Source organism: Ciceribacter sichuanensis (genome assembly GCF_024055605.1).
GTDB classification, from domain to species: domain Bacteria; phylum Pseudomonadota; class Alphaproteobacteria; order Rhizobiales; family Rhizobiaceae; genus Allorhizobium; species Allorhizobium sichuanense.
Genome location: NZ_JAMXLX010000001.1, coordinates 1,218,577 through 1,240,474, shown reverse-complemented (window position 1 = coordinate 1,240,474; position 21,898 = coordinate 1,218,577). Strand labels below are relative to the sequence as shown.

Sequence of the window (21,898 nt, the reverse complement as noted above, 5' to 3'; positions counted from 1 at the left end):
GTGGGCAGTCGTCAGACCGTGTAGACCTTGTCCGCTCGCGCCTCGAAAGCATCCGTGAACATGCGGAAAGCACGGTCGAACATCGACCCCATCAGGGCGCCGAGGATGCGATTCTTGAATTCGTAGCTGATGAAGAAGTTGACGTCGCAGCCGCCATCCGGCCGTTCCTCGAAACGCCAGCGATTATCGAGATATCGAAACGGACCTTCGATATACTTCACGTCGATCAGGCGATCGACCGGCACCAGAAGCACCTGCGTGGTAAAGGTTTCGCGGATCGCCTTGTAGCCCACGGTCATGTCCGCGATCAGCAGTTCCTTACCGTCACGTTCGCGGCGCGAACGAATCGCCAGCGCCTCGCAAAGAGGCAGGAATTCCGGGTAGCGTTCGACATCGGCGACGAGGTCGAACATCTGGGTTGCGGAATGACGAACGGTACGTCTGGTCTCGAATTCTGGCATACCCCCCAGATATTCAATCGGGAAACAAGAGACAAGCCGTCTATCCGCCTTCGACATCGTGAAAGGCCCGGATAATTGCATCCGCGGCCCATGAAGCCTGCTTCTCATCCGTCTGGAAATTCGAGACAGAGAAACGCATGACCTTTCGGCCACGCCAAACTGCCCCGCCGACGAATATTTCTCCCCGCTCACGCAGCAGAGCAATCACGCTTTCCGTCATCCGATCCGCCTCTTCCGGTTCGCTATCGCTTCCGAAACGAACGATCGCCTGGTTCAGCACGACGTCGTTCAGGACGGCAATACCCGGCACGGCGGACACTCTGTCGGCAACCAGCGCCGCAGCCCGGCAATTTCGGTCGATTATGGCCGAGATCCCGTCGCGCCCCAGGTGGCGGATCATTGCCCAGGTGGCAAAGCCCCGCGCGCGCCGGGACAGTTCGGGTACATAGTGCGAGGGATCACGCTCGCCCTGCTCCGCCATAGGCAGGTAGCTTGCGGCAATCGTCATGGCTCGATGATGGCTGTCGGCATCACGGACGATGGCATAGCCGCAGTCATAGGGCGTCTGCAGCCATTTGTGGCCATCGGACGCCCAACTGTCCGCATCCCCGACGCCGGCTCGCAGGTGTCGCCTTGCCTCAACTGTATTTGCCCAGAGCCCGAAGGCGCCATCGACGTGGACCCACGCACCGCAACGCCGCGCGGCCGGTATAAGCCGGCGGAAATTGTCGAACCCGCCAGTGTTGATCTGGCCCGCCTGCAAAATGGCGATCGCGGGTCCGTGGATGCCCGCGCAGGCATTCTCGAAAGCTTCGGGAACAATCCTGCCCTGTCTGTCGGTCGGTATCCGGACCACGCGGTCATGGCCGAGACCGAGAAATTGCAAGGCGGAAAAGACGGTCGCGTGAGCATCATCGCCAATCAGAACCGAAATGGGAGGAGCAGAGAACAGACCCATGGCATCGGCGTCCCATCCCCTTGCGCGAAGTACTGCGCTTCGTGCTGCCGCAAGGCAGGTGAAATTGGCCATGGTCGCACCGGTGACGAAGCCGACCGATGCCTCCCGTGGCAGATCCAGCAATTCCAGAAGCCATTGGCCAGCGACGAGTTCCGCCGCAGCGGCGGCGGGCGCCGCGACGTGATTGCCGGCATTCTGGCCCCAGGCCGAGGTCAGGAAGTCCGCAGCCACCCCCATGGGGTGCGATCCACCGACGACCCAGGCGAAAAAGCGTGGCCCGACCATGAGCTGCAGCCCCGGCGACGCTTTTGTGACCAATTCCTCGAGCACCTGCTCTGCCGGCAGACCGGTTTGCGGAAGCTCAGAAGAGAAGAGAGCGATTTCGGCGGCGTAATCGTTTTCTGCACGCTGCATGCCATTGCTACGAGCTTCGCGAAACTTTGCAGCATGGCGCGCGGCCTGGGTGAAAAGCGAACCGATATCCATTCCGGCCCTTCCTTCTGCCGGATTACCCACACGCAGCATGGGGCGTTAAAAACGGCACTTCCGGCCAAAGAAAGCGTAGGCCTCCGGCCCGTATCGGGCAATAACCCTTTCGGTCGCCAAGGGCGTTCGTAAGGGTGCGTCAGCTGCCGAAAACGCGGGATTAAAAGGTGACGACGGTGTTCTTACCGGTCGTTGCCCAGACCAGCGAGCAGGCGCGCCGCATCGGCATGCGATCTCAGCGTAAGCACCGGTATCTCCCAGGAAAAGGCGGCCAGTTGCGCATCGACCTGAGGGGCGGAGTGCTGCTCGAAATTCCAGACATAGCGCAGGAACTCCAGCGTCACCCTCTCGGGGCAACCGTCCGCCATTTCCGGTCGACTGCGTCCGCGGTAACGGATACCGCGTGACAAGACACCATAAAGCGACACCAGACGCGGCGGCCGCATCCAGATGACGAGGTCCGTTCGCGGCAGCCTGACTGGCAGCGTTCGCGGGTTGGTACCATCCATGATCCAGCGTGGCCTCGCCACGATCTCCGTGATGCGCTCCAACATCTCATCGCGCGGTCGCTGCTGCCAGCCGGGCAACCAGAACACCTCGCGATCCATGGAAATGTGCGGCAGATCCAGCCTCTCTCCGAGTTTGCGGGACAGAGTGCTTTTTCCGCTGCCGGAACAGCCGAGCACCAGCAAACGCTTACATCCCAGCAACAACCGCGCCGCCGTTTCCACATCGATGTAACGGGCAGGCATGGGCGAGGCTCCAATACAAGACGGGCGCTCCGACATCCGGAACGCCCGTGCATAACATATCTACCGGATCGTTTTTAAGCGCCGACCCGAACGGCCTTTTCAGTCTGCATCTTTTCGCGATTGGCCTTCAGACGCGCGAAGTCGTCACCGGCATGGTGGGACGAGCGCGTGAGCGGGCTCGAGGAGACCATCAGGAAGCCCTTAGCATAAGCGACCGTCTCGTAAGACTTGAACTCGTCGGGTGTGACGAAGCTCATCACCTGATGATGCTTGCGGGTCGGCTGCAGATACTGGCCGATGGTCAGGAAGTCGACATCGGCGCTCCTGAGATCGTCCATCAGTTGGAGGACTTCATTCCGCTCCTCGCCGAGACCGACCATGATGCCGGACTTGGTGAACATCGTCGGGTCCAACTCCTTCACGCGCTGCAGGAGGCGGACGGAGTGGAAGTAACGTGCACCGGGACGAACGGTCAGATAGTTGCCCGGAACGGTTTCCATGTTGTGGTTGAAGACGTCGGGCTTTGCGGCGACCACGCGCTCCAGAGCGCCCGGCTTCTTGAGAAAGTCCGGCGTCAGGATTTCGATGGTCGTCTGGGGCGAAGCGGCACGGATCGCCCAGATCACCTTCTCGAAATGCTCGGCGCCGCCGTCTTCCAGATCGTCACGGTCGACGGAGGTGATGACCACATGGGACAGGCCCATCTGTTTCACGGCCTTGGCGACGTTTTCCGGCTCGTCGAGATCGAGCGCGTTCGGCTTGCCTGTCGACACGTTGCAGAAGGCACAGGCGCGCGTACAGATCTCGCCCATGATCATGAAGGTGGCGTGCTTCTTGTCCCAGCACTCGCCGATGTTCGGGCAACCGGCTTCCTCGCAGACGGTGACCAGCTTGTGGCTGCGCACCAGATCGCGCGTCTCCGCATAGCCTTTCGAGGTCGGGGCCTTGACGCGGATCCATTCCGGCTTGCGCAACACCTCGGTATCGGGCCGGTGGGCCTTTTCCGGGTGACGGACTCGCTTCTCCTCGGGATTGGTCCTGTCGAGGATGGTGACCATGGTTCAGCCTTCCTTTGCCGCTGCCATTTGCGGCGAATGAGTTTAGCGTCGCACCAGCTTGACGACGAAGAGCAATATGCAGGCGCCGACAAAGCTGGTGATCAGATAACCGAGCCAGTCGCCTTCCACGAAGACGCCGAAGCGCCGGAAAACCGCGGATGCGATGGCCGCGCCGACGATACCGATGATGATGTTCATCAGTACGCCGAAACGTACATCCATGAACTTACCCGCCAGCCAGCCGGCGAGACCGCCAACGATCAGCATCAGGAACCAGCCGATTTCAAAGCCTGCCATTGCCACATCCTTCCGTGGGATATCCGCGGCCTATATAGGCCGCAGCATAGAACATCACAACAGGCTCAGGCGTTCAACGCGCGGCCATAGGCGTCCAGTACGCTTTCCTTCAGCGTTTCCGAAATGGTCGGATGCGGGAAGATGGTGTGCATCAGCTCTTCCTCAGTGGTTTCGAGGTTCATCGCCACCACGAAGCCCTGGATGAGTTCGGTTACTTCCGCGCCCACCATGTGGGCTCCGAGAAGCTCGCCGGTCTTCTTGTCGAAGATGGTCTTGACCAGACCCTGGTCTTCGCCGAGCGCGATGGCCTTGCCGTTGGCGACGAAGGGGAAGCGGCCGACGCGGATGTCGCGGCCCTGCTCCTTGGCCTTGGCCTCCGTGAGACCAACCGAGGCGACCTGCGGGTGGCAATAGGTGCAACCCGGGATCTTGGCCTTGTCCATCGGATGGACATTCGGAAGGCCTGCCAGCTTCTCGATGCAGATGACGGCTTCGTGCTCGGCCTTGTGCGCCAGCATCGGCGGACCTGCGACGTCGCCGATCGCATAGATGCCCGGTACGTTGGTCTTGCCGTAACCGTCGATGGCGATGAAGCCGCGATCGGTCTTCACGCCGAGCGCCTCAAGGCCGATGTTCTCGATATTGGCCTGAACGCCGACAGCCGAAATCATGCGGTCGGCAGTGATCTTCTCGACCGAGCCGTCCTTCTTCTGGACATGGGCGGTGATGGAGTTTGCGCCCTTCTCGACCTTGGCGACCTTGGCTTCCAGCAGGATCTTCATGCCCTGCTTCTCGAACTGCTTCTTCGCCAGTGCGGATATTTCGGCATCCTCGACCGGCATGACCTGGGTCATGACCTCGACGACTGTCACGTCGACACCCATGGTGCGGTAGAAGGAGGCGAATTCAATGCCGATGGCGCCGGAGCCCATGACGAGCAGGGACTTCGGCATTTCCTCGGGCTTCATCGCCTCGAAATAGGTCCAGATCAGCTTGCCATCCGGCTCGATGCCTGGAAGCGCACGCGGACGCGCGCCGGTGGCGACGACAACGTGCTTGGCAGTATAGGTGCCTTCCGGCAGCACATTCTTCGGAAGCGGAGCCTGCGGCTGCTGGATCGCCTTGGTGGTCTTGGAAACGACGATCTCGCCGGGCTTGGTGAGCTTCGCCTCACCCCATATGACATCGACCTTGTTCTTCTTCATCAGGAAGCCGACACCGCCGTTCATACGCTGCGCGATCCCGCGCGAGCGGGCGACGATCGCCTTCAGGTCCGGCGTAACAGTGCCTTCGACCTTGATGCCGTATTCACCCGGATGCTGGGCGTAATGCAGGATTTCGGCGGAACGCAGCAGCGCCTTAGTGGGAATGCAGCCCCAATTGGAGCAGATGCCGGCCAGATGTTCGCGCTCAACGATGGCGGTCTTCAGGCCAAGCTGGGCAGCGCGGATTGCGGCAATGTAACCGCCGGGGCCGGAGCCGATAATGATGACGTCATAGGCGTTGGACACTGGTCTTCATCTCCCTTTTTGTCCGGAGCGGGCTCCATCCTGCGACGGAGCCCTTCCGAGGGATGAGACCAGCCCGATCAAGCCTTGGTCAGCATCCCGTAGATTTCATCCTTCAGAACCATGCGCTGCTTGCGCATCGTTTCCATCTGCACGTCGCCGACCGGCTCGACCTCGGTCTCGGCGCGATGGATCGCACGGTTCACCTCGCGGTAGTCTTCCAGAAGCTTGCCAAAACGCTCGTCACCAGCCTTCAGCGCGTGCATCTTGTCTGCATATTCCGGAAACTCGTCCTGGATTTCGTGCGGGGTGTTCGACATTCGATATCTCCTCTTTTGTCGGTCGATATCCAAAGCCTAGTCACCCGGCAGCCTTTCTCCTTGATCCTGATCAATTTTCCCGGATCGAAATCACAAACCCAACATCATCCGCACGACCGGCTCGAGACCACGCCCGATGGCGCGCGTATTGGCCGCGTCCAGGTGAATTCCATCAAGCGGCGTGGTCTTCGCCACCAGTCCGGCATCGAAGAAACCGCAACCGTTTTCATCGGCAAGATCCCGGTAGAGACTTGCGAGCATGGCCGATTCGTCCAGCGCGCCCCTGAACGTGGCAGCGAAGGCAGCATTGGCGGTTTCGCAGACCGGAGGCGGCGAAACCACCAGCACATCCGGACCGTCGAAATCAAAACCCCAGTCATGCAGCCTGATCTGCCGGATCAGGCGACCAATACCCTTGGCGGCAGCGATCGCAGTCCCGGCAACACTTTGCTTCATGTCGTTGGTGCCGAGCATGAGGATCACGAGATCCAGAGGCTTGTGCGTTTCCAGCACGCTCGGCAGCAGTTTCACGCCATTGCGGTCGCAATCGGCCAGATGGTCGTCGTAGGCGGTGGTCCGCCCGTTCAGGCCTTCAGCAATGACGTTGACCTCGGTTCCAAGCGCGCGCTGCAGCACGCTCGTCCAACGATCCTCATAGGCATGCCGGCCCATGTTTTCCGGATCGTATCCCCAGGTCAGGCTATCGCCGTAGCAGAGAACGGATTTCAAGAACGCTCTCCCAACGAAAAACGTGACTTCCACGCGAGGTAGGCCCAATGCCCTGCGAGCAGACCAAGCCCCGGCAACAGAAGCGCTATAACGAAGGCCTGATCGACAAAAGACTGTCGATCAGCAAACCGGAGCCACAGCCCAGCAACTCCGGCAACAAAGCAAGCCATCAAGCCTGCCATGATCCAGTGCAGGATCCGCAGACCCAAAAAAAGCCCCACCGACGATGCCAAAAACGCTATCGCAGCGAGCGGCAAAAGGTTCACCCCGACAAGCAAGATATCCTGCGGCACTGCCGGCTCATCTCCGCCGTCCGGCGCCAACATTCCCAGAACCCCGGTGAAGGTTCCGAAGCCGGCAAGGCAAGCAACCAGCGCTGCCTGAAACGACGCTTTCAAGGTGCGCATTTCAATGCTTCGTGTTGCCTTGCCCGCTCCAAGCACCTTCATCAGTGACGGCCTCCGGTCAGACCAGCATGCCCATCGGGCTTTCGATATAGCGCTTGAAGGCCGAAGCGAGTTCGGCGCCGAGCGCTCCATCGATGACGCGGTGGTCGAAGGCGAAGGTCGCGGTCATGACCGTGCCGATCTTGATCTCGCCGTTCTTCACCACCGGCTTTTCAATGCCGGCGCCGATCGAGACGATCGATGCATGCGGCGGATTGATGATCGAGGTGAAGTTCGACACACCGAACATGCCGAGATTGGACACCGCGGTGGTGCCGCCCTGATATTCGTCCGGCTTCAGCTTCTTGTCACGGGCGCGCTTGGCGAGATCCTTCATCTCGTTGGAGATGACGGACAGCGTCTTCTGCTCGGCCTTGCGGATGATCGGCGTAATGAGGCCGTCCGGAATGGCAACCGCCACGCCGACATCCGAATGCTTGTGCAGGAGGCGTGCCGTGGAGGTCCAGGAGGCGTTTGCCGCCGGAACGTCGCGGAGCGCAAGCGCCATCGCCTTGATGATGAAGTCGTTGACCGACAGCTTGAAGGTTGGAACTTCGCCCTTTTCCGTCTTCACCGTCGGGGCGGACTTGTTGATGTCGGCGCGCAGCTTCAGCAGTGCGTCGATCTCGCAATCCATCGAGACGAAATAGGACGGAACGGTCTGGTGCGATTCCAGCAGGCGCGAGGCGATCGTCTTGCGCATGCCGTCATGCGGCAGGACCTCGTAAGAACCCTGCTCGAACAGCTTGAGAACGGCGTCGTCGCCCGCACCCTTGGCAAGGGCGGGAGCCGGAGTGGCGGCCGATGCGGCAGCAGCCGGAGCAGCCTTTGCGCCACCGGACGCAATTGTCTTCTCGATATCGCTCTTGACGACGCGGCCATGCGGGCCGGTGCCGGAGACGACGGAAAGGTCGAGACCGGCCTCCTTGGCCAGACGACGGGCCAGCGGCGAAGCGAAGACGCGATTGCCATCCGACTTTGCCGGTGCAGCAGCAACCGGGGCCGCGGCAGCGACGGGCGCTGCGGCAACCGGAGCAGGCTGGGCAGCAGGTGCGGCTTCAGCCTTCGGAGCGGGAGCGGACGCAGCACCGCCTGCGGCGGCGGCCTGAACATCCTCGCCTTCAGCAGCGAGAACGGCAATCAGGGTGTTGACCTTGACGCCTTCGGTACCGGCCGGAACGAGGATCTTTGCGATCGTACCTTCGTCAACGGCTTCCACTTCCATGGTCGCCTTGTCGGTCTCGATCTCGGCAATCACATCGCCCGACTTGATCTGGTCGCCTTCCTTGACGAGCCACTTGGCAAGGTTGCCCTCTTCCATGGTAGGGGAGAGTGCCGGCATCGTGATGTTGATCGGCATGTGCTTACCCTCCCGTTACTTGTAGCAGACGGTTTTCACCGCCTGGACGACTTCGCCGACATTCGGCAGCGCCAGCTTTTCGAGGTTTGCCGCATAAGGCATCGGAACGTCCTTGCCGGCAATCGTCAGGATCGGCGCATCGAGGTAATCGAAGGCCTGCTGCATGACGCGGGTGGCGATCTCGGTGCCAACCGACGACTGCGGATAACCTTCCTCGACCGTGACGAGACGACCGGTCTTCTTGACCGATTCAACCACGGTCGGGATGTCCATTGGACGGATGGTGCGAAGGTCGATCAGTTCAACGTCGATGCCTTCCTTGGACAGTTCCTCGACGGCCTTGGTGGCATAGGTCATGCCGATGCCCCAGGATACGACCGTGACGTCGGAGCCGGCCTTGTGGATGCGTGCCTTGCCGATCGGCAGGACGAAATCATCGAGCTTCGGCACCTCGAAAGAATGACCGTAGAGGATTTCGTTTTCGAGGAAGATCACCGGGTTCGGATCGCGGATGGCAGCCTTCAGCAGACCCTTGGCATCGGCAGCCGTATAGGGCTGGATGACCTTGAGGCCCGGAATGTGGCTGTACCAGGCCGCATAGTCCTGACTGTGCTGAGCCGCAACGCGGGCGGCCGCGCCGTTCGGGCCACGGAACACGATCGGTGCGCCCATCTGGCCACCGGACATGTAGAGCGTCTTGGCGGCGGAGTTGATGATCTGGTCAATCGCCTGCATGGCGAAGTTGAAGGTCATGAACTCGACGATCGGGCGAAGGCCTGCCATGGCCGCACCGACGCCGACGCCGGCAAAGCCGTGCTCGGTGATCGGGGTGTCGACCACGCGCTTCGGACCGAATTCCTGCAGAAGGCCCTGGGTGATCTTGTAGGCGCCCTGATACTCGGCGACTTCCTCACCCATGATGAAGACATCCGGATTGGAGCGCATTTCCTCGGCCATGGCTTCGCGAAGCGCTTCGCGAACGGTCATGGTCACCATCTCGGTGCCGGCCGGGATATCCGGATCGGCGGCGACGGTTGCGACGGGTGCGGCCGGAACCGACGCGGAAGCAGCCGGCTTTTCGGCTTCGACAGCGGCGGGAGCCGGAGCAACGTCGGCCTTCGGCAGAGCGGCAGGCTTTTCGGTTCCGATGTCAGCGGCGGTTTCGCCATCCTGCAGCAGCACTGCGATTGGCGTGTTGACCTTGACGTTTTCCGTGCCGGCAGCAACCAGAAGCTTGCCGAGCACGCCTTCGTCAACGGCCTCCACTTCCATGGTGGCCTTGTCGGTTTCGATTTCGGCAATCACGTCGCCGGACTTCACGGAATCGCCTTCCTTCTTGACCCACTTGGAGAGGGTACCCTCTTCCATGGTCGGAGAAAGGGCAGGCATGAGAATATCGATTGGCATGGGTTACCCTCTCCCAACTTACAACAGGATATCGGTGTAGAGCTCGGATGCATCCGGCTCCGGGTCGGCCTGGGCGAAATCGGCGCTGTCGGCAACGATGTCGCGGACGTCCTTGTCGATCTGCTTCAGCTCTTCTTCACTTGCCCAGCCCTTTTCCAGCAGGCGATTGCGTACCTGCTCGATCGGATCGTGCTCGGAACGCATCTTCTGCACTTCATCCTTCGAGCGATACTTCGCCGGGTCGGACATGGAGTGACCGCGATAACGATAGGTCATCATTTCGAGGATGACCGGCCCCTTGCCGTTGCGGCAATATTCGGCAGCCTGCTCACCGGCGGCGCGGACAGCTCGGACATCCATACCATCGACCTGAATGCCGGGGATATTGAAGGACACGCCGCGCTGCGAGAAGTTCGTCTGGGCGGAAGCGCGGGAAACGGACGTGCCCATGGCATAGCGGTTGTTCTCGATCACGTAGATGACCGGGAGCTTCCAGAGTTCGGCCATGTTGAAGCTCTCGTAGACCTGACCCTGGTTGGCAGCGCCGTCACCGAAGTAGGCGACCGAGACGAGACCGTTGTCACGATAGCTGTTGGCGAAAGCGAGACCGGTGCCGAGTGACACCTGCGCACCAACGATGCCGTGACCGCCGTAGAAGTTCTTCTCCTTGGAGAACATGTGCATCGAGCCGCCCTTCCCCTTGGACAAGCCGCCACGACGACCGGTAAGCTCGGCCATGACGCCGCGGGCACTCATGCCGCAGGCCAGCATGTGGCCATGGTCACGATAACCGGTGATGACCTGGTCGCCATCCTTAAGCGCCATCTGCATGCCAACGACGACAGCTTCCTGACCGATATAAAGGTGACAGAAACCGCCAATGAAGCCCATGCCATAGAGCTGGCCGGCCTTTTCCTCGAAGCGGCGGATAAGAAGCATTTCGCGATAAGCCTTAAGCTCCGTATCGCGATCGAATTCGCTGATCGCTCCTTCGGTGAAATCCTTCTTCGCAGGCTTGGCCGTAGTTTTGCGGCTGGTAGCAGTCGCGGATTTGCGCGGCGCCATTCATCCCTCCCGTGCGTTATGGTCGAATTTGGTTGGCCGCAGAATAAGCAAGAAAGAGCTCAACCGCAATGCTAGAATTGCATGCCTCACATTCTATGTAAGCACATGAATTTTTTATGAATTTTAAAATTAACCTGATTTTGGATAATCACAAGGCCTTGTCAAAAATGACGATTTCGTCGGGCCTGGACATATTCAGCTGGTAACGCGCCTTCTCATCGATCATGTCACGTTCCAGCGAGCCGTCGCTCATCAGTTCGACCTGCCGCTCAAGCTGCTTGCGCTGAGCCACAAGCTGCGCAAGCTCACCGCTGCGAACCACGCGCTGGCGCCCGAACTCCTGTGCTGCACGCAGACCGAAGTCGCCATGCACGGAATGATAGCCGAAATAGGAAAGAAAGGCGACAGTGACAGCGGGAAGAACGAGGCGTCCGAATTTTCTTTTTTTGTGATGCCTGGTCCACATATGCACGATGTCCTGAAACGCAAAACAGTTCATTCAGATTAGCGTTCAGAGCTTAACCGTTCGTTGACCGAGAGTGATGGCAAACGAAAAAGCCCGCGCCCCTTTTCAGGAGCGCGGGCCGAAAATGCCGCAATCGGAAAAATCAGCCGCGCAGGATGGAGGTGCCGGCATAGGTGGCCTGCGGGCCAAGGGCTTCCTCGATGCGGATCAGCTGGTTGTACTTTGCGAGCCGGTCCGAACGGGCCAGCGAGCCGGTCTTGATCTGACCGCAATTGGTTGCGACGGCGAGGTCGGCGATCGTCGAGTCCTCGGTTTCGCCGGAGCGGTGCGACATGACTGCGGTGTAGCGAGCCTTGTGGGCGGTCTCGACGGCATCGAGGGTCTCGGAGAGCGAGCCGATCTGGTTGACCTTGACGAGGATCGAGTTGGCAACGCCCATCTTGATACCGTCGCGCAGGCGGGCCGAGTTGGTGACGAACAGGTCGTCGCCGACCAACTGCACCTTGGAGCCGATCTTGTCGGTCAGGGCCTTCCAGCCAGCCCAGTCGTCTTCAGCCATGCCGTCTTCGATCGAGATGATCGGGTATTTGGCGGCAAGCTCGGCGAGATAGTCAGCCATTGCTTCCGGCTCGAGCGTGCGGCCTTCGCCTTCCAGAACGTACTTGCCGTCCTTGAAGAATTCGGTGGAGGCGCAGTCGAGTGCCAGGAACATGTCCTCACCCGGACGGTAGCCGGCCTTTTCGATCGACTTCATGATGAAATCGAGAGCAGCAGGCGCGCTTTCGAGACCCGGAGCGAAACCGCCTTCGTCACCTACATTGGTGTTGTGACCCTGGGCAGCCAGTTCCTTCTTCAGGGTGTGGAAGACTTCCGAGCCCATGCGAACGGCGTCGCGGATGTTGTCCGCTCCGACCGGCATGATCATGAATTCCTGGAAATCGATCGGGTTGTCGGCATGCGCGCCGCCGTTGATGATGTTCATCATCGGAACCGGGAGAACGTGGGCGTTCGGACCGCCGACATAGCGATAGAGCGGCAGACCGGAGGATTCGGCTGCTGCCTTGGCGATGGCGAGCGAGACGCCGAGGATGGCGTTTGCACCGAGGCGGGACTTGTTCGGCGTACCGTCGAGTTCGATCATGATCCGGTCGAGCTGGATCTGGTTCTCGGCATCGAGACCGCCGATCGCATCGAAGATTTCGGTGTTGACGGCATCGACAGCCTTCTCGACACCCTTACCCAGGTAACGGCTCCCGCCGTCACGCAGTTCAACGGCTTCATGCGCGCCGGTCGAGGCACCCGACGGAACCGCCGCGCGGCCCATGCTGCCGTCTTCGAGATAGACGTCGACCTCTACGGTCGGATTGCCGCGGCTGTCGAGTATTTCGCGGCCGATGATGTCGGTAATGGCGGTCATGTTGGCTCCCTGATGGCTCTTAGTCGAGAGAAGAGGACGGCCTTCTCTTAATCGAAGCAAGGGAAAATACAATGGCAAGCATATGACATCCCTACCAACGAGGCATCGGGAAAGGCCTCGAAAGAAGGAAAAGGTAAACGGGGCAGAAAACGAGAAACGCCGGCCGCTTTCGGGGCCGGCGCATCATCATCCGGTCAATGGAAGAGCGTCAGTTGCTCTTGGCAATCGCGTCGAACGCGAGGAGCTTCTCCAGAAGCCGCGGCATGTCGTCCAGCCGGACCATGTTCGGGCCGTCGGAGGGAGCATTGTCCGGATCCTCGTGAGTCTCGACGAAGAGCCCGGCAATGCCGACGGCGATTGCAGCGCGCGCCAGGGTCTCGACGAAACGGCGGTCGCCGCCGGTCGAACCGCCCTGCCCGCCCGGCTGCTGCACGGAATGGGTGGCGTCAAAGACCACGGGTGCCCCGGTTTCTGCCATGATCGGCAGTGACCGCATGTCGGAAACCAGCGTGTTGTAGCCGAAGGAAGCGCCGCGCTCGCACAGCAGAACATTAGGGTTTCCGCTGGTGGTTATCTTGTTAAGGACATTCTTCATGTCCCAGGGAGCGAGGAACTGGCCCTTCTTGACGTTGATCACACGGCCGGTCTTTGCAGCCGCGACCAGCAGATCCGTCTGGCGGCAAAGGAACGCCGGGATCTGCAGCATGTCGACCACGGGTGCGACCGCCGCGCACTGCTCTTCCGTATGGATGTCGGTGATGACGGGGAAACCGTATTCCTTCTTCAGGTCGGCAAAGACTTCAAGCGCCTTTTCAAGGCCGATGCCGCGCTTGCCCGAAAGGGAGGTGCGGTTCGCCTTGTCGAAGGATGACTTGTAGACGAGGCCAAGGCCGAGGCGGTCACAGAGCTCCTTGAGGACGCCAGCGATCATGAAGGCGTGATCGCGACTCTCCATCTGGCAGGGACCCGCGATCAGGGCGAAGCGGGCGCTATTGGAGAAAAGCACACGGTTATCGCCCTCGCCCACGAAGACTTCGGAATTGGTGGAATTGCTCATGCGATACCCTCAAAAACAAAAGAAACACCCTGCCCCGCAGCCGGAGGCACGACGAGCCGCGCCCCATGGCGCGCGAATGCGATGCCCCTATCAGCGAGCAGCCGCTCTGTCACGCCGATATCACCGACACGGAAGGCGACCGCCACGGCTTCCAGTCCCCGCCCGCGCGGCCTGGAAGCAATGCCGTAATAGCCGTTCAATCCGGCAGACGTCAGCGCCTCGATGCGAACGTTGGCCGCCTGCAGGCTAATGCCGAACGAATGTGCCTCTATTTCGCGTTGACCGAACACGGTTTCAAGGAGGTACTGAAAATCGGAGGGGTTCTCCTCGCCCAGGACCACGGCGGAAATGCCGAGTACCCCGTTATCATGACGCTCCAGACTGCCCCGATTGGCCGGCAAGGCATTGACGCGCTGACAAGCGAATAGAAAGAAATCGGGAGCGCGCAGATCGCCTGCAAAAGCCAGGCGGAAACCCGCTGTAGTCTCGGCACCATCCGGCAACTTCATCGGACGCTCGAAATACAGCATGTCGCCAGCGGAAAACCCGGCTGCGCCAAAACTTTCGTGGTCGGCGGTCGCGTCAAGGCTCTTGACGACAATCGCCGAGGCACCCTCGCCCCGACGAAAGCGGAACGCCTGATCGCGCGCTACAAAAACGTTTCCGGCACGGGCTGCTGCCTCGCACTCCTCCCGGCTCGCAATCGCCAGGGGCTCCAGATAGGTGTCATCGGAGAAAAATACGCATGCGTTTTCCGTCCCGAATGGATGGCGGGCATCGGCAGCAACGGTGAACCCCAGGTTTGCAAACCGCGTGCGCGCTTCATCCAGCGCCCAGACGGGCAAAACGACATGATCGAGCGCGCGCAGGCCCTCTTGATGACCGGACATTATCGGAGCCCCTTCACTCACCGTTATGATGGCCGCAGGTTTTAGCCTTTTGCCGCTGATTGGCAAGTCGGAGGGACCCCGCAGCCTCATTCAGCAGATCGGCAAGGGAAAATGACGATCATTGATCAGTCCTTCACGGAAATTTAGGCACTTGCGGAACACAAATGGAACAGATAGTGTCTGTTCTGGATTTGTTTCACACTCGGGGCACCGCAACATGCTGACGCGCAAGCAACAGGAACTGCTTCTGTTCATTCACGAGCGGATGAAGGAATCGGGTGTGCCTCCGTCTTTCGACGAAATGAAGGATGCGCTGGACCTCGCCTCCAAGTCCGGCATTCACCGGCTGATTACGGCTCTGGAGGAGCGCGGTTTCATTCGGCGTCTCCCGAACCGGGCGCGCGCGCTCGAAGTCATCAAGCTGCCCGAGGCCTACACGCCGAGCCTGCAGCCGCGCCGGGGTTTTTCGCCAAGTGTCATCGAGGGAAGCCTCGGCAAGCCGCAGCCCGTCAGCCCGCCCAAACCGGTTGCGGAAAACACCAATTCCGTCAACGTTCCGGTTATGGGCCGCATTGCCGCCGGTGTGCCGATCTCGGCAATCCAGAACAATACGCACGACATCACCGTTCCGGCTGAAATGCTGGGTTCGGGCGAACATTACGCGCTTGAGGTCAAGGGCGACTCGATGATCGACGCTGGCATTCTCGATGGCGATACGGTCATCATCCGCAACACGTCGACGGCGAGCCCCGGAGACATCGTCGTCGCGCTGGTCGATGATGAAGAAGCAACATTGAAGCGCTTCCGTCGGCGCGGCGCATCGATTGCGCTTGAAGCCGCCAATCCAGCCTACGAGACGCGCATCTTCGGACCAGACCGCGTGAAGGTTCAGGGCAAACTCGTCGGCCTCATTCGCCGTTATCACTGATTGCGGCTTCGAGCGGCATTGCCGGAGCGGCGGTGTTTCCTTTGATCGCATCGGGAATGCTTTTGTCCGACGTCGATGGCGTTGGCGTCATCTGGAACGTGCCGCTGCGCCAATCATAATAGCGATGCTGCGTCCAGGGTCGCGGCGGACCGTTGAAGGATGCCTCCACGGTAAATTGCCGGGACGTGCGGTCGCCAAGGCGAAGCTCGATTGCGCCACTTCTTCTCAGGGTTTCGGCAGTCATCAGGACAGCACCGGATAGGCAGGCGGGAAAGCTCGTGCGTCGCTCGGAAATCACCAGATCGGCGATATCGCAAGCCTTGCCGACGAGTGCGCCATCCTCAACCGTCGCGATAATCCAGCCGCTGGTCAGCCTTGCCATGCACCATGTCTTCGGCTCACAGATGAAGCGGCCGGCCTCGATATCGGCCAACTTCTTGCGCATCCGCTCTGCGGAGGCGTCCAGTTCCGCCGGCGTTCGCTGTACGCGTCCTCGGTCGGCCGTCTTCTGCGGTGCGGACACGGCGAGTTCAGCGGGAGCTACGTGCGCCTTCAACTGCAGGGCCGCGCTCCACTGATCGTATAGGAAGGATGGCGGGCGAACGCGGTTCGTGGCGACTGTCGCGGGCGGTTGCAGCAATCCAGCCAGTCGGCCATCCTCAGAAACCAGCACGTCTGCGCGTTCCGTACCCACGGGGCCGGCAAGGAGCGCCGAACCGGCGAGGATCAACAGCAGCGTGCCCACATGCCGCCAGACACTGCTTAACAAGGTCAGGAACAGGAGGCCAAGCGAAGCGACCGGCAGGAACCACCCCGGCGGTTGAAGGAAGCCGACACCCTCGCCCCAGCTGGAAACCTCTCGCGCTATGACGAGGACCCATTCCAGACCGACGCCCATTGCGACGAGAAGCGGCGCATCAAGACCGAAGGGCATCAGCAGCATCGCCACTAGGCCCGCCGGCATGACGATCAGCGAAATCAATGGCATGGCGGCGAGATTGGCTTCGAGACTGTGCGGTGCGAGACGATGAAAATGGGCTATGGCGAAGACCGCCGTCGACAGGCCGCCGATCAGGGAGGTCAGGATGGTGCCGGCAATCACGCCCCAACTCCATCGCAATGCGGTTGCGCCGGGGAAGTTTATTTCGGGAAGCCATCGTCTCGCAGGCCTGTCCCGCCACGCCGCATAGCCGGCGATCAGCGCGGCCGTCGCGGCGAAGGACATCTGGAAACTCGGCCCCATAATCGCCGAAGGCGTTACGGCAACGATGACGATCGCAGCCAAAGCTAGGTTTCTCAGGCTGATTGCCGGCCGGTCGAAAAGAACCGCGACGAGCATGATCGCCGTCATAAGGAAGGCGCGAACGGCGGACACCTGATATCCGGAGATAAGCAGATAGGCGAAAGCGCCGATAAGCGCACCGGTGGCCGCAAGCTTCTTGATCGACACCGCGTGGGCAAGTCCGGGCAGCAGACTCAGCAACTTGCGCAGGCCGACGAAGAAGATACCAGCAGCCAGCGCCATGTTGAGGCCGGAAATGGCAGTGATGTGGGCCAGACCGGAAAGTCGTAGCGCCTCGGTTGCCTCCTTCGACATGGACCGCCGCTCACCGGTGATGATGGATGCCGCGAATGCGCCGGGATCGCCCGGAATGACGGAGCGGATGCGGGTTGAAATATCGTCCCTGAGCGAGAAGAGCGCCCGGTCGAACCGCAACCACCATGTCTCCGCCCCTCCTTCATCGGGCCTCGACCGAGACTGCGGCGCGCCCAGGAAAAAACCGACCGCGCCAACGCCATCGAAATAGCTGGCAAAGGCGAAATCATTGAGCCCCGGCAAGGCGGGACCGGATGGCGGAGAAAGACGTGCCCTGCCGGAGAGATACCCTCCAATCGGGGCAGGCTCGTGCTTGCCTCGCGCAAGAAGCGACACGCGCTCCGGCGGCCGGCGGATTTGCGGATCTTCGGTCGCCGTCACTCTCAGCACATATCGCCATTCGCCCTTCGATCCGGCTTCCCGCCGTTCGACGATGCCGGAGACGACGGTGGTCACGGGCGTATCCAGAATGACCGTCCCCTCCCGCCATGTCTCGACATTGGCAAGCAGCATTCCCAAGACGAAAAGAGTGGCGACCAGCAGGCCATAGGCGGTCAGCGGCCGACCGTAACGAACCGCCAGTGCGCCGGCAGCAAAAAGGCCAAGCAGAATGGAGAGAGCAAGCACACCGGGCGGTTCGGCCATGCTGAACCATGTGACGGCGCCTGCTCCCAGGAAGACCGGCACGAAATGGAAGAGGTGGCCATGGGCCTCCTCACGCGCAAAAGCCGCCTTCCCTGCCCGTATAACCCTCGCCGAGCCCTCCGCCAGCTGCAGGGCAGCATTGCGTGTCGGTCTTGGCAGACGGACAACAGGATAGTTTTCTTCTACAACCATCAGCGGCTGGGCGAGCCGGCCGTGAGACTGCATATCCGCGGTTTCCTGCTCGGCGACCTGCCCCAAATGCTCCCCCGGCCCACATCCTCAACAGCCCTGCGCTGCTTTTTATCCGCCGATCAACGGCTGCGGCAAGATGGACGCTCGTTTTGCAAATTAACAATTTTGGCGTGTGCCGAAAAGCATGCAATACCCGAAAGCTTGTTCAATCGATTAAATCCCGCACCTGCCTCTTTAATAGGCTTTTGCGATGCACAATTTGCCCTTTGGATAGCTTGGCATTAACTTCCGTATCATATAGCTACATCCCTACGCTTAAACCCAAGGCGCCCTTCGGGACGCCTCCCGCCAATTCCGGAGGATTAGCATGACGGACAAAAGCGCTTCTTTGAAACTCGGGGAGAAATCGGCCGAATTGGCTGTGAAATCTGGCACGATCGGCCCGGATGTCGTCGATATCGGCGCGCTTTACAAGCACACCGGCATGTTCACCTACGACCCAGGCTTCACCTCGACGGCTTCCTGTGAATCCAAGATCACCTACATCGATGGTGACGAGGGCGTTTTGCTGCACCGCGGCTATCCGATCGAACAGCTGGCGGAAAAGGGTGACTTCCTTGAGGTCTGCTACCTGCTTCTTTACGGCGAACTCCCGACCGCTGCCCAGAAGAAGGACTTCGACTACCGTGTTACGCACCACACCATGGTGCATGAACAGATGAGCAAGTTCTTCTCCGGCTACCGCCGCGACGCCCATCCGATGGCTGTCATGGTCGGCACCGTCGGCGCGCTTTCCGCCTTCTATCACGACTCGACCGACATCACCGATCCGCACCAGCGCATGGTCGCTTCGCTGCGTATGATCGCCAAGATGCCGACGATTGCTGCCATGGCGTTTAAGTACCACATCGGTCAGCCCTTCGTTTATCCGAAGAACGATCTCGACTACGCCTCCAACTTCCTGCGCATGTGCTTTGCCGTGCCGTGCGAAGAGTACAAGGTGAATCCGGTTCTGGCACGCGCCATGGATCGCATCTTCATCCTGCATGCCGACCACGAGCAGAACGCATCGACCTCGACGGTCCGTCTCGCCGGCTCGTCTGGCGCCAACCCGTTCGCCTGCATCGCTGCCGGCATCGCCTGCCTTTGGGGCCCTGCTCACGGCGGCGCGAACGAAGCAGCACTCAACATGCTGATGGAAATCGGTTCCGTAGATCGTATTCCGGAATACATCGCCCGCGCCAAGGACAAGAACGATCCGTTCCGCCTGATGGGCTTCGGCCACCGCGTCTACAAGAACTACGACCCGCGCGCCAAGATCATGCAGCAGACCATGTACGAAGTGCTGGAAGCAACCGGCCATTCGGACGATCCGCTGATGCAGGTCGCACTGGAACTGGAACGGATCGCGCTCAGCGACGAGTACTTCAAGGAAAAGAAGCTCTACCCGAACGTCGACTTCTATTCGGGCATCACGCTGCGTGCACTCGGCTTCCCCACCACCATGTTCACCGTTCTCTTCGCGCTCGCCCGCACCGTCGGCTGGATCGCCCAGTGGAACGAGATGATCGAAGATCCGCAGCAGCGCATCGGCCGTCCGCGCCAGCTCTACACCGGCGCTCCGAAGCGCGACTACGTCGCAGTCTCCAAGCGCTGATCTGCCACATTCAATTGACGAAAACGCCGGTGGAGAAATCCGTCGGCGTTTTTCTTTTATGGCAGAACGCCGCATGCCCGGCGCACGGCGTAAGCCCTCCGCTTCAGTCAAAGACTTGCTTTCAGCAAAACGGTCTCTGCTTGCCGCCTGCTCTCACGCAAAGCTGAATTCGCTGCTCGCTCAATTGTTGCGGAACCGCAAGGCTTTTCGCCATTCTAGCCTTCATTTCCGCCAAGGTTTGATTTAAGGAACGTTTTCTGCTTCGCAGACCCCGCGAAGATCCGCAATGAGGTATTTGAGTTCCGATGCTCACCGTTCTGAGAAAAGCCGCCCATACGACGGTCGCAAAATTGTTGATGCTTCTGCTTGTCGTATCCTTCGGAGTCTGGGGAATCTCAGCATCTCTCTTCAGCTCCGCGAGCAATGCGGTGGTCACCGTTGGCGACCAGACCATCTCGCCGAACGAGTTCAGCCTCGCCTACCAGCGCAAGCTTGCCGAGCTTGGCCGCCGCTTCGGCGTGCAGCTCACCAGCGAGCAGGCCCGCGCGCTCGGCGTCGAGAACCAGGTTTTCGCCGAGCTTTCCGCGGGGGCCGCTCTCGACCAGCTTTCGCAGGACATGCGTCTCGGCCTCTCCGAAGACAAGCTTGCCCAGCTGATCGCCGAGGATCCGGCTTTCAAGTCCGACAATGGCCAGTTCGACCGCCAGCTGTTCACCAGCCGCCTGCGCAATGCCGGTCTTCGTGAGGACGATTATATCCGCGAGCGCTCCAAGGTTGCCGTACGCAGCCAGATCGTCGAAGCGACCTCCGATGGTTTCACCGCGCCGAAGGTTCTCGTCGATGCGCTGAAGAGCTATCGCTACGAGAACCGTGATATCTCCTATATCCTGCTGACCAACGCCAATATCGATCCGGTCAAGGCTCCCGACGACAAGACGCTTGCGACCTGGTTCGACACCGTGAAGAGCCGTTACCGGGCGCCGGAATATCGTAGCCTCAGCTATGTGAAGCTTGAAGCCGCCGATATCGCTGACAAGAATGCCATCACCGACGAAGCGATTGCCGAAGACTATGAAAAGCGAAAGGCAAGCTACGAGATCGCCGGAACTCGGACGATCGAGCAGCTCTCCTTTGAAAGCCGCGAAATGGCGGAAGCAGCGGAAGCCGAACTCAAGTCCGGCACCTCGTTCGATCAACTGGTGACAGACCAGGGCAAGACCGCAAGCGACGTGCTGCTCGGCGAGTTCTCCCGTGACAAGCTTCCCGATCCGGCTCTTGCCGATGCGGCCTTCGCCGTGACCAAGGAAGGCGCGACGACGCCGGTTGTCGACGGGGCGCTCGGTCCGGTCATCCTCCGGGTCACGAATATCAAGGAAGGCCGCACCCGCAGCCTCGACGAAGTTCGCGAAGAGATCCGTGAATCTTTGGCTGATTCCGCAGCGGTACAGGACATCGCGAACGTACATGACCGTTTCGAGGACCTCAGGGCCGGCGGCACGCCGCTCGATGAAGCGGCAAAGGAGCTGAAGCTGACGGCAGTCACCGTCAAAGCCGTCGACCGCAACGGCAAGGACGAGAACGGCAACGACGTCCCCAACCTGCCCGAGCGCCAAGCGCTTCTCGATGAGGCTTTCCAGACGGATGTCGGCGTCGAGGCCCTGCCGGTCAACATCGGCAATGACGGCTATGTCTGGCTGGAAGTGAAGGACATCACCGCCGAGCGTGACCGCACGCTTGAAGAAGTGCACGACAAGGCCGTAGCCGACTGGACTGCCGAGCAGCAGAAAGTGGCACTTGGCGCCAAGGCTGAAAGCCTGAGGCAGCGCGTTGCGCAGGGCGGCACGCTGGAAGACGTCGCGGCAGAACTCGGCCTTGCTGTCGAGACGAAGCTCGGCATCCAGCGCCAGACGGAAGACGCCGTCCTAGGCCCGGCTGCTATCGTCGCGGCCTTCAGCGGTCCGGTCGGCACTGTCGCCACCGCTCCGGGCGGCGACCCGTCCACCCAGATCCTGCTCAGGGTTACCGATGAGCGCGACCAGGGTTCGTCCAACGTGCTGGCCAATGACGATGCCCAGATCACGGAAATCGCCCGCTCTGCCGGCGACGATATCCTCGACCAGATGGTGAGCCGTCTGCAGGCGCAGTATGGCGTCACGATCAACCAGAGCCTTGCCGAACAGGCGATGGTTCGTCGCTAGGCGC

20 protein-coding genes are annotated in these 21,898 nt (G+C 60.5%); 3 read left to right on the top strand and 17 right to left on the bottom strand.

Translation table 11 applies throughout. The features are described from left to right. Positions 1–11 precede the first annotated feature (11 nt). From NBH21_RS06105 to NBH21_RS06030, 16 genes are all read right to left on the bottom strand, one after another. Complete coding sequence (locus NBH21_RS06105) at positions 12–461, bottom strand: type II toxin-antitoxin system RatA family toxin (protein ID WP_250914689.1); 450 nt, start codon at positions 459–461, stop codon at positions 12–14. A 40-nt stretch (positions 462–501) separates the two neighbouring features. Continuing rightward, complete coding sequence (locus NBH21_RS06100; protein WP_250914688.1) at positions 502–1,905, bottom strand: pyridoxal phosphate-dependent decarboxylase family protein; 1,404 nt, start codon at positions 1,903–1,905, stop codon at positions 502–504. Between the two features lie 182 nt (positions 1,906–2,087). Then, entirely contained in the window at positions 2,088–2,657 is a 570-nt protein-coding gene (locus tag NBH21_RS06095) for a P-loop NTPase family protein (RefSeq protein WP_250914687.1), read from the bottom strand. Between the two features lie 74 nt (positions 2,658–2,731). Then, positions 2,732–3,715: a lipoyl synthase gene (gene lipA, locus NBH21_RS06090; RefSeq protein ID WP_250914686.1), complete on the bottom strand. Its 984-nt coding sequence runs from the start codon at positions 3,713–3,715 to the stop codon at positions 2,732–2,734. A gap of 42 nt (positions 3,716–3,757) precedes the next feature. Further along, on the bottom strand, positions 3,758–4,012 hold the full coding sequence (locus NBH21_RS06085) for a GlsB/YeaQ/YmgE family stress response membrane protein (RefSeq protein WP_250914685.1): 255 nt from the start codon (positions 4,010–4,012) through the stop codon (positions 3,758–3,760). Positions 4,013–4,077: 65 nt separating this feature from the next. Further along, on the bottom strand, positions 4,078–5,523 hold the full coding sequence (lpdA, locus tag NBH21_RS06080; protein ID WP_250914684.1) for a dihydrolipoyl dehydrogenase: 1,446 nt from the start codon (positions 5,521–5,523) through the stop codon (positions 4,078–4,080). Positions 5,524–5,600: 77 nt separating this feature from the next. After that, the gene (locus NBH21_RS06075; RefSeq protein WP_250914683.1) at positions 5,601–5,840 is read right to left on the bottom strand and encodes an HP1242/YdcH family protein; all 240 of its coding nucleotides are present in this window, start codon (positions 5,838–5,840) and stop codon (positions 5,601–5,603) included. Between the two features lie 90 nt (positions 5,841–5,930). Further along, positions 5,931–6,569, bottom strand: a complete 639-nt coding sequence (locus NBH21_RS06070; RefSeq protein WP_250914682.1) for an SGNH/GDSL hydrolase family protein — start codon at positions 6,567–6,569, stop codon at positions 5,931–5,933. Continuing rightward, positions 6,566–7,018: a hypothetical protein gene (locus tag NBH21_RS06065; RefSeq protein WP_250914681.1), complete on the bottom strand. Its 453-nt coding sequence runs from the start codon at positions 7,016–7,018 to the stop codon at positions 6,566–6,568. The genes NBH21_RS06070 and NBH21_RS06065 overlap by 4 nt, the downstream gene beginning before the upstream one ends. 16 nt (positions 7,019–7,034) lie before the next feature. After that, on the bottom strand, positions 7,035–8,375 hold the full coding sequence (locus NBH21_RS06060; protein WP_250914680.1) for a pyruvate dehydrogenase complex dihydrolipoamide acetyltransferase: 1,341 nt from the start codon (positions 8,373–8,375) through the stop codon (positions 7,035–7,037). 15 nt (positions 8,376–8,390) lie between these two features. Then, entirely contained in the window at positions 8,391–9,782 is a 1,392-nt protein-coding gene (locus tag NBH21_RS06055) for a pyruvate dehydrogenase complex E1 component subunit beta (RefSeq protein ID WP_250914679.1), read from the bottom strand. Between the two features lie 18 nt (positions 9,783–9,800). Beyond that, positions 9,801–10,847, bottom strand: coding sequence for a pyruvate dehydrogenase (acetyl-transferring) E1 component subunit alpha (gene pdhA, locus NBH21_RS06050; RefSeq protein ID WP_250914678.1), 1,047 nt, complete (start codon positions 10,845–10,847; stop codon positions 9,801–9,803). A gap of 148 nt (positions 10,848–10,995) precedes the next feature. Further along, entirely contained in the window at positions 10,996–11,313 is a 318-nt protein-coding gene (locus NBH21_RS06045; protein ID WP_250914677.1) for an FtsB family cell division protein, read from the bottom strand. A gap of 142 nt (positions 11,314–11,455) precedes the next feature. Then, complete coding sequence (gene eno / locus NBH21_RS06040) at positions 11,456–12,730, bottom strand: phosphopyruvate hydratase (RefSeq protein ID WP_163905456.1); 1,275 nt, start codon at positions 12,728–12,730, stop codon at positions 11,456–11,458. 208 nt (positions 12,731–12,938) lie between these two features. Beyond that, positions 12,939–13,787 (bottom strand): 3-deoxy-8-phosphooctulonate synthase, encoded by an 849-nt coding sequence (gene kdsA, locus NBH21_RS06035; RefSeq protein WP_163905455.1) that lies wholly within the window; start codon positions 13,785–13,787, stop codon positions 12,939–12,941. Next, on the bottom strand, positions 13,784–14,677 hold the full coding sequence (locus tag NBH21_RS06030) for a VOC family protein (protein ID WP_250914748.1): 894 nt from the start codon (positions 14,675–14,677) through the stop codon (positions 13,784–13,786). Before NBH21_RS06030 ends, kdsA begins: the two co-directional genes overlap by 4 nt. Before the next feature lie 217 nt (positions 14,678–14,894). Between NBH21_RS06030 and lexA the strand changes: the two genes are divergently transcribed. Continuing rightward, a complete protein-coding gene (lexA, locus tag NBH21_RS06025; RefSeq protein ID WP_099057759.1) occupies positions 14,895–15,605 on the top strand; it encodes a transcriptional repressor LexA in 711 nt (236 codons plus the stop codon). Here the strand turns inward: lexA and NBH21_RS06020 are convergent. Beyond that, complete coding sequence (locus NBH21_RS06020) at positions 15,586–18,072, bottom strand: ComEC/Rec2 family competence protein (protein ID WP_250914676.1); 2,487 nt, start codon at positions 18,070–18,072, stop codon at positions 15,586–15,588. The two genes, lexA and NBH21_RS06020, sit on opposite strands and share 20 nt — an antisense overlap. A gap of 334 nt (positions 18,073–18,406) precedes the next feature. On the opposite strand from NBH21_RS06020, the gene gltA reads away from it, so the two are divergent. Continuing rightward, positions 18,407–19,696, top strand: a complete 1,290-nt coding sequence (gene gltA / locus NBH21_RS06015) for a citrate synthase (protein ID WP_250914675.1) — start codon at positions 18,407–18,409, stop codon at positions 19,694–19,696. Positions 19,697–20,001: 305 nt separating this feature from the next. Continuing rightward, complete coding sequence (locus NBH21_RS06010; RefSeq protein WP_250914674.1) at positions 20,002–21,894, top strand: peptidylprolyl isomerase; 1,893 nt, start codon at positions 20,002–20,004, stop codon at positions 21,892–21,894. The last annotated feature ends 4 nt before the right edge of the window (positions 21,895–21,898 follow it).